Below are 7,357 nucleotides of genomic sequence, written 5' to 3' on the forward strand. Positions count from 1 at the left end.
GGCGGGGCTGCGCCCCTGCCCCCAGCTTGTCTGTCGGCTGCGGGTGCGTTGTGGCTGGTCGCGCAGTTCCCCGCGCCCCTGGAGAGTGGGGCTGCGCCCCGACCCTCCAGCCTGTCCGGCGTTTGAGGACGAGGCCGTTCAGGCCGATGCGGGGGTCTGGGGGCGGCAGCCCCCAGAAAGGACGGGAAGGGTAGGGGCGGCGGGGGCGTAAAACCCTCAGCCGGGGATCAGGCCGTCGTCGTTCAGCATTTCTCTTACCTCCGACAGCGTCGCCTCCGAGGCCGGAAGGATGAGCTCGGAGGGTTCGAGGGAGTCGTCGGGAAGCGGCACCCCCAGCCGCCGAACCGCGTCGAGGAGGGCCCCCAGCGTCCGCCGGAACCCCTCCTCGTCACCGGACTTCGTCTCCGCCAGGAGCTCGTCGTCCAGTTCGTTCAACTCGGTGAGGTGGCTGTCGTCCAGCCTCACCTGTCCCTCCCCCATGATCCGTACGATCACGACGCCCTCCTCGGCGTGGGACGACTCCCCGCGGCTACTGCTTGTCGAGTCGCGGAGTGTCCTGCGGCTGCTGCTGGGACTGAGTCTGCCCCTGACCGCCCTCGATCGCCTGCTGGGACGAGGAACCGGAGCCCCCGGCCAGCTCCGCCTTCATGCGCTGCAGCTCCAGCTCCACGTCCGTGCCGCCGGAGAGCCGGTCGAGCTCGCTCTGGATGTCGTCCTTGGCGAGCCCCGAGTGGTCGTCGAGGGCGCCGGAGGCGAGCAGCTCGTCGATGGCACCGGCCCGCGCCTGGAGCTGGGCGGTCTTGTCCTCGGCACGCTGGATCGCCATGCCGACGTCGCCCATCTCCTCGGAGATGCCGGAGAAGGCCTCGCCGATCCGGGTCTGCGCCTGGGCGGCCGTGTACGTCGCCTTGATCGTTTCCTTCTTGGTGCGGAAGGCGTCGACCTTCGCCTGGAGGCGCTGGGCCGCGAGGGTGAGTTTCTCCTCCTCGCCCTGCAGCGTCTGGTGCTGTGTCTCCAGGTCGGTCACCTGCTGCTGGAGAGCCGCCCGGCGGGACAGCGCCTCACGGGCGAGGTCCTCACGGCCGAGCGCGAGCGCCTTGCGGCCCTGGTCCTCCAGCTTGGAGGACTGGCCCTGAAGCTGGTTCAGCTGCAGCTCCAGGCGCTTGCGGGAGGTCGCCACGTCGGCGACGCCGCGGCGCACCTTCTGCAGCAGCTCCAGTTGTTTCTGGTACGAGTAGTCGAGGGTTTCGCGCGGGTCCTCGGCCCGGTCAAGGGCCTTGTTCGCCTTCGCGCGGAAGATCATCCCCATACGCTTCATGACACCGCTCATGGGCTTCGCGCGCCCCCTTCTGACGGACTCCGGCTCCAGCGACTGCAACAGAACCCACAGTACGGGCCCTGCATCCATTACCGCACTGTTCGGGGACGGATGCGCTCATCCCCAAGGACGACTGATGACGATCTTGCTCCGGCGTAGGGAGTAGGTGCTCCCCGGGGTAGTTCCGGGGTGGACCGGGGGAACCGCGCACGGTCACCCCGATTCGGGCCTCTCTGTCCTCTACAGACGACCGGTGTTGCCGGATCGTTCCCCACTCGGCGGACGTCCATGCCTCCGTACCCATTACCCTTGGGTTTTGTGTTCCGTAGCCGATCCAAGGATGAGAAGGCCGACGCCGATCAGGCGTCCGTGACCGACTCCACTCAGACCCGTGACCCGCAGGCCCCCAAGGGTCGGCCCACGCCCAAGCGCAGTGAGGCCCAGTCCCAGCGCCGCAGCGTGGCCAATACGCCCACGACGCGCAAGGAGGCCGCCAAGCGACAGCGCAGTGATCGCCGTGCCCACATGGAGAAGCAGCGCCAGGCGCTGGCGAGCGGCGACGAGCGCTATCTGCCCGCCCGGGACAAGGGCCCCGTACGCAAGCTCGCGCGGGACTTCATCGACTCGCGGTTCTGCATCGCCGAGTTCTTCCTGCCGCTCGCCGTGGTCATCCTCGTCCTGAGCATGGTCCGGATCGGACAGCTGCAGAACGTGGCGCTGCTGATGTGGCTCTTCGTGATCGTGCTGATCGTGGTCGACTCGGTCGGCGTCGCGATCCGCCTGAAGAAGCAGCTGAACGCGCGCTTCCCGGACGAGCCCAAGCGCGGCGCCGTCGCCTACGCACTGATGCGCAGCCTCCAGATGCGTCGCCTCCGGCTGCCGAAGCCGCAGGTCAAGCGCGGAGAGCGGCCCTGAGCGCGGCACCTTTCACGGGCGGCGCGGCGCATGCCTGGCTGAGCGAGCTGGGCGGCCTGCGCGAGGTCGTACGGCAGGAGCTGGTGGCCCGGCAGCTCGACGAGCAGATAGCGGGGCGTTTCCCGGTGGGGCAGCGGCTGCGCGTCCTCGACGTGGGCATGGGCCAGGGCACGCAGGCCCTGCGGCTGGCCCGGGCCGGGCACCAGGTGACCGGGGTCGAGCAGGACTGCACGATGGTCTCCGCGGCCCGTGAGGCCCTCGCCGCCGAGCCGGAGGGGATCCGCTGCCGGGTACGGATCATCGAGGGCGACGGGCGCGACACCGGCGTCCACTTCCTGCCCGGCAGCTTCGACGTGGTGCTGTGCCACGGCGTGCTGATGTACGTCGAAGAGCCCGACGCGCTGCTCGCGGGGCTCGCCCGGATGCTGGCCCCCGGCGGGCTGCTGTCCCTGCTCGTGCGCAACGCGGACGCGCTGGCCATGCGGCCGGGGCTGGCCGGCGACTGGGCGGCAACGCTGGCGTCGTTCGACACCAGCTCGTACCGGAACCGGCTCGGGCTCGACGTACGGGCCGACAGGCTCGACACGCTCACCGGCACCCTGGCCGGGATCGGGGCACCGCTGCACGCCTGGTACGGGGTGCGGGTCTTCACGGACACGGCGGCCGACGACGCGGCGGTGCCGGACGACGTGGAGGCGCTGCTGGCCGCCGAGGAGCGGGCCGGCCGGACCGACCCGTACCGCCGGGTGGCGGCCCTGCTGCACCTGTGCGGCGTACGGGGCTGAGGGCTCCGTATCCCGGTTTCGTGTTTCCGGTTCCGTCTTCCGGAAGGCCGAGACCGTACGAAACCCCGAAAGGCCGCGACCGTGGGAACGGGCGCGGCCTCTCACTCGTACGGGCTAGGCCCGCATCCCTAGGACATCCCTAGGACGCCTCTCCCTGGGACGCCTCGGCGTGCAGGCTCATCGGGCCGTAGACCTCCGTGGCGTCCTCGAAGATCCGGACCTGGTCCGCTCCCCCTTCGGCCAGCTCCTTCCAGTTCTCGCCGAGCCAGGACTCCGCGTCTCCCTGGGTGGTGAACTCCTCGGGCTGGACCGAGGGCTGGACTTCCGCCCCGTCGGCCTTCTCGAACCGCCACGTCCATGCCGCCATGTCAGCCTCCCAAGTACCGAGCAAGATCGGGCTCCTGCCGTCAGCCTAGGCGCTCCCTCCGTTGTGCGGTGTTCGAAAGCGCAGGTCGAGAAGTGTGAGGTGCCGGTGACGGGTGGGCGGGGGCCGGGCGCGCGGTTCCCCGCGTTCACCGAGAGGCGCGCCCTTGTGCACCCCCTGGCGGGCACGAGCCGCGCCGACACGGAAAAATCGGTGCCGTGGAAGTGACTCTGCTCGGTACCGGCGGGCCCCTGGGACTGCCCAGGCCCGATTGTTCGTGCGCCGCCTGCGCGGTGGCGCTCGATGTGAACGCCCGCGCGGCCACCGCTCTGCTGGTGGACGGGACGTTGCTGCTGGATCTGACGCCGGGGGCGGCCTTCGCGGCGGCCCGCGCCGGCCATTCGCTCAGCGGGGTGCGGCAGGTACTGCTGTCACATCCGCACGACGGGCCCGCCGTGGAGGTGCCGGCGGGCCTGCCGCAGCCAGGGCGCGTGCCGGACGGGCGGGAGCTGACGCTGCTGACCGGGCATCGGGTGCGGGCGCTGTCGATGGACGCTCCCGGTACCGGGTACGCGGTCACGGACCCGGACGGACAGCGGCTGCTGTACCTGCCGCCGGGCGCGGCCCCCGCGGGCCTGGACGAGACGACCGCGCCGTACGACATGGTGGTCGGCGATCTCGTCGGGCGGCCGGACGCGCTGGCCCGGCTGCGGCTGGCCGGGGCGGCCGGGCCCGCCACCGACGTGATCGCGGTGCACCTCGACCACGACGTGCCGCCGGGCCGGGAGCTGCGACGGCGCCTCGCGGCCGCGGGGGCCCGCGCGGTGCCGGACGGCAGCACGCTGACCGTCGGGGTGTACGAGGACGTGCCCGACGTGCCGCGCCGGACGCTGGTGCTCGGCGGGGCGCGCTCCGGCAAGTCGGTGGAGGCAGAGCGCCGCCTTGAGGCCTTCCCCGACGTGCTGTACGTGGCGACGGGCGGCACGCGCGACGGGGACGGGGAGTGGGCGGCCCGGGTGCACGCGCATCGTGAGCGGCGCCCCGGTTCCTGGCGTACCGCCGAGACCTGCGATCTCGTGCCCGTCCTGAAGGAGGACGGGCCGCCGGTGCTCATCGACTGTCTGTCCCTGTGGCTGACGGACGCGATGGACTCCGTGGACGCGTGGGACGACGACGAGTGGGCCGGCGGCGGCGAACGCGCGCTGCGGGCGCGCGTCGAGGAGCTGACGGCCGCCGTCCGCGAGTCCCGCCGCACGGTGGTCGCCGTCTCGAACGAGGTCGGCTCCGGCATCGTCCCCGCCACCCCCTCGGGCCGCCGCTACCGCGACGAACTGGGCCGCCTCAACGCGGCGTTCGCGACGGAGTGCGAGCACGTGCTGCTGGTGGTGGCGGGGCAGGCACTCGTACTCAAAGGCTGAGGAACGGCCTCAAGGGCTGAGGAACGGCTCGCGGGAGTTCTTGCGGGCGATGATCCGGTACGCGTTCGAGAAGCGGGTGCGGCGCAGGAGCGGGGCCAGGGCGTGGTCCAGCACGGAGGCGGAGGCGAGCAGCGGGGTGGCGGCCCGGGTGAGGACCGTACGCAGGGTGCGCTGGAGGTCGGTCGGCGGTGCGGGACGCCAGGGCTCGTCCCCGCCCGGCAGCCGGTTGCCGATCGCGAGCGCCAGGGCGCCGGTCAGGTCGTACGGGACGTGCGGTTCGCGGCGGTCGGTGGAGACGACCGAGCAGCCCAGTTCGTCGAGTTCGTCGAGCAGGTTGCGCAGCGGCATGAGGTGGAGGTGCTGCGGCTGGCAGTACGACACCCACCACTTGCCCAGCAGCGCGCCGAACGCGCAGTCCGGGTCCGGGACTTCGACGAGCAGATGCCCGCCCGGGCGCAGCACGGCGAGCGCGGCGCGCAGTTCCTCTCGCGGGTCGGGGCTGTGCTCCAGGTGGTGGAACATGCTGACCACGTCGTAGCGGGCGCGCAGCCGGTCGACCAGGTCGGGCAGCCGGCCGCGGTGCGCCTCCTCGACGCGGCCCGCGATCCGGGCCTTCTCGACGCGCGAGGTGGGGTCGAGCCCGTCGAAGGCGGTGTACGTGAACAACTCCTTGGCCGCCGCCGGAAAGTGGCCGTGGCCGGTGCCGACATCCAGCCAGCTCTCGGGCTCGGGGAACGGGAGCATCGCGCGGGCGGCGGCCTCGTGGCGCCGGCGGCCGGCACGGGAGCGCAGGGTCCGCTCGGCGAAGCTCGCGTGCTCCCCGTGCGAGCTGTACTTACTGTGCTCCCCGGGCTGCCCGGGCTGCCCATGCCCCATCTGCTCGCCGTGGCTGTCATGACCGTCATGGCTGTCGTGGCTGTCATGGCTGTCATGGCTGTCGTGGTTCTCGTAGAAGTCCCGGTAGTAGAAGGCAAGGCCTTCGGTGGTCAGGCGGGGGTTCTGAAAGGCGTGGGCACAGTCCTCGCACTCGTCGACGACGAAGGTGCCGGGCTTGTGCTGGAGCAGATCCGGGGTGCGCAGCCGGGTGCGCAGCCGCACCGAGCCGCACCAGGGGCAGTCGGCTCTGCGCGGTTCGTGGAAGTGGTCGGTGCCCTTGGCGAGTTCGCCCAGGTAGGCGGCGCGGCGCTGGGCGACGGTCGGCCGCGCCGGGGGTGTGGGTGGGGTGGGGAGTGTGGGGGGCATGGCCTGTGTGCTCCTGCCGGTCCGACGGGTTGAAGCCCTGTAGAGGCTGATATGAACCGTTACGAGTTGATACAAACCGGTATGACAATCCATCGCAAACCGGAATTTATGGGATATCGCTCTCCGACGCGTCGACGCCGCGCGGCCCACTGACCGCCCGTCAGGAGACCGGCCCGATCACTGCCGGTACTGTTCGGCGAATGAGCTCGCTTAATCTCGACGACTTCACCGATCTGATCGAGCGCCCCGACGGCGGCGTACGCCGTGACGCCGAGGCGCGCCGGGAGCGGCAGGCCGTGCCGCCCGGGTCGCTGGGCCGCCTCGACGAACTCGGTGAGTGGCTTGCCGCCGCGCAGTCGGCCGTGCCGGTGCGGGCGATCGAGCGTCCGCGTGTGGTGCTGTTCGCGGGTGACCACGGGGTCGCCGGCCTCGGGGTGTCGGCGCGGCCCGCCGGGAGCGCGGACGTGCTGGTGCGCTCCGTACTCGCCGGTGCCAGTCCCGTATCGGTACTGGCCCGGCGCCACGGGGTGCCCGTGCGAGTGGTGGACATGGCGCTCGACTGCGAGCCCGAGAGCCTGCCCGACGAGGTCGTACGGCATCGGGTGCGGCGTGGGTCCGGGCGGATCGACGTGGAGGACGCGCTGTCCCTGGAGGAGGCGGAGGCCGCGTTCCGCGCGGGGGTCGCCGTCGCGGACGAGGAGGCGGACTCCGGGACCGACCTCGTCGTGCTCGGGGACGTGAGTGTCGGGGGGACGACCGCGGCGGCCGTGCTGGTGGCGGCGTTGTGCGGGACCGACGCGTCGGTGGTGACCGGGCGCGGCGGGCAGGCCATCGACGACCTCGCCTGGATGCGCAAGTGTGCGGCGGTCCGTGACGCTCTGCGGCGCGCTCGGCCGGTGCTCGGGGACCAGTTGCAGTTGCTCGCGACGGTGGGCGGGGCCGACCTCGCCGCGATCACCGGGTTCCTGCTGCAGAGTGCGGTGCGCAAGACGCCGGTGATTCTGGACGGGGTCGTTTCCGCGGCCTGTGCGCTGGTCGGGCAGCGGGTCGCCTTCCGGGCGCCGGACTGGTGGCTGGCCGGCCAGAGCAGCGGGGAGCCGGCGCAGGCGAAGGCGTTCGACCGGATGGCGCTCGAACCACTGCTGTCCCATGGGGTGACGGTCGGGGAGGGGGCGGGGGCGTTGTTGGCGTTGCCGTTGGTGGAGGCTGCGGCGGCGTTGGCAGCGGAGCTGCCGGAGGCTTCCTCGGCCTCCGACGGCCTGGCGGCCCCGGAGGCCTCGGAAGCCGAGTAGGAGCCTGGGTTCGGTTCTCGGGT

At 71.9% G+C, this 7,357-nt stretch carries 8 protein-coding genes; 4 read left to right on the forward strand and 4 right to left on the reverse strand.

Annotation, left to right across the window (positions count from 1 at the left end):
* Positions 1-216: 216 nt before the first annotated feature.
* Both pspAA and AOK01_RS32185 read right to left on the reverse strand, forming a co-directional pair.
* A complete protein-coding gene (gene pspAA / locus AOK01_RS32180) occupies positions 217-495 on the reverse strand; it encodes a PspA-associated protein PspAA (protein ID WP_055517893.1) in 279 nt (92 codons plus the stop codon).
* 34 nt (positions 496-529) lie between these two features.
* Entirely contained in the window at positions 530-1,330 is an 801-nt protein-coding gene (locus tag AOK01_RS32185; protein WP_055517895.1) for a PspA/IM30 family protein, read from the reverse strand.
* Positions 1,331-1,606: 276 nt separating this feature from the next.
* Between AOK01_RS32185 and AOK01_RS32190 the strand changes: the two genes are divergently transcribed.
* Together AOK01_RS32190 and AOK01_RS32195 are read left to right on the forward strand one after the other, a co-directional pair.
* On the forward strand, positions 1,607-2,233 hold the full coding sequence (locus AOK01_RS32190) for a DUF3043 domain-containing protein (RefSeq protein ID WP_079103932.1): 627 nt from the start codon (positions 1,607-1,609) through the stop codon (positions 2,231-2,233).
* A gap of 83 nt (positions 2,234-2,316) precedes the next feature.
* The gene (locus tag AOK01_RS32195; protein WP_055517898.1) at positions 2,317-3,018 is read left to right on the forward strand and encodes a class I SAM-dependent methyltransferase; all 702 of its coding nucleotides are present in this window, start codon (positions 2,317-2,319) and stop codon (positions 3,016-3,018) included.
* Positions 3,019-3,157: 139 nt separating this feature from the next.
* On the opposite strand, the gene AOK01_RS32200 is transcribed toward AOK01_RS32195, so the two are convergent.
* Positions 3,158-3,385, reverse strand: a complete 228-nt coding sequence (locus tag AOK01_RS32200) for a hypothetical protein (protein ID WP_055517900.1) — start codon at positions 3,383-3,385, stop codon at positions 3,158-3,160.
* 215 nt (positions 3,386-3,600) lie between these two features.
* Between AOK01_RS32200 and AOK01_RS32205 the strand changes: the two genes are divergently transcribed.
* Positions 3,601-4,800, forward strand: a complete 1,200-nt coding sequence (locus AOK01_RS32205) for a bifunctional adenosylcobinamide kinase/adenosylcobinamide-phosphate guanylyltransferase (protein WP_055517902.1) — start codon at positions 3,601-3,603, stop codon at positions 4,798-4,800.
* Positions 4,801-4,809: 9 nt separating this feature from the next.
* On the opposite strand, the gene AOK01_RS32210 is transcribed toward AOK01_RS32205, so the two are convergent.
* Positions 4,810-6,042: a class I SAM-dependent methyltransferase gene (locus AOK01_RS32210; RefSeq protein ID WP_063792897.1), complete on the reverse strand. Its 1,233-nt coding sequence runs from the start codon at positions 6,040-6,042 to the stop codon at positions 4,810-4,812.
* A 200-nt stretch (positions 6,043-6,242) separates the two neighbouring features.
* Here AOK01_RS32210 and cobT point away from each other — a divergent pair, with 200 nt between their 5' ends.
* Entirely contained in the window at positions 6,243-7,334 is a 1,092-nt protein-coding gene (cobT, locus tag AOK01_RS32215; RefSeq protein ID WP_055517904.1) for a nicotinate-nucleotide--dimethylbenzimidazole phosphoribosyltransferase, read from the forward strand.
* Positions 7,335-7,357: the final 23 nt, after the last annotated feature.

Origin of the sequence: Streptomyces aurantiacus, assembly GCF_001418335.1 — a bacterium.
Classification (GTDB): domain Bacteria; phylum Actinomycetota; class Actinomycetes; order Streptomycetales; family Streptomycetaceae; genus Streptomyces; species Streptomyces aurantiacus.

Bases quoted from the DNA above. Each gene is read 5' to 3' on its own strand.
- AOK01_RS32185 (WP_055517895.1), bottom strand. From the start codon at position 1,330: ATGAGCGGTGTCATGAAGCGTATGGGGATGATCTTCCGCGCGAAGGCG.
- AOK01_RS32200 (WP_055517900.1), bottom strand. From the start codon at position 3,385: ATGGCGGCATGGACGTGGCGGTTCGAGAAGGCCGACGGGGCGGAAGTC.
- AOK01_RS32210 (WP_063792897.1), bottom strand. From the start codon at position 6,042: ATGCCCCCCACACTCCCCACCCCACCCACACCCCCGGCGCGGCCGACC.
- AOK01_RS32190 (WP_079103932.1), top strand. From the start codon at position 1,607: ATGCCTCCGTACCCATTACCCTTGGGTTTTGTGTTCCGTAGCCGATCC.
- cobT (WP_055517904.1), top strand. From the start codon at position 6,243: ATGAGCTCGCTTAATCTCGACGACTTCACCGATCTGATCGAGCGCCCC.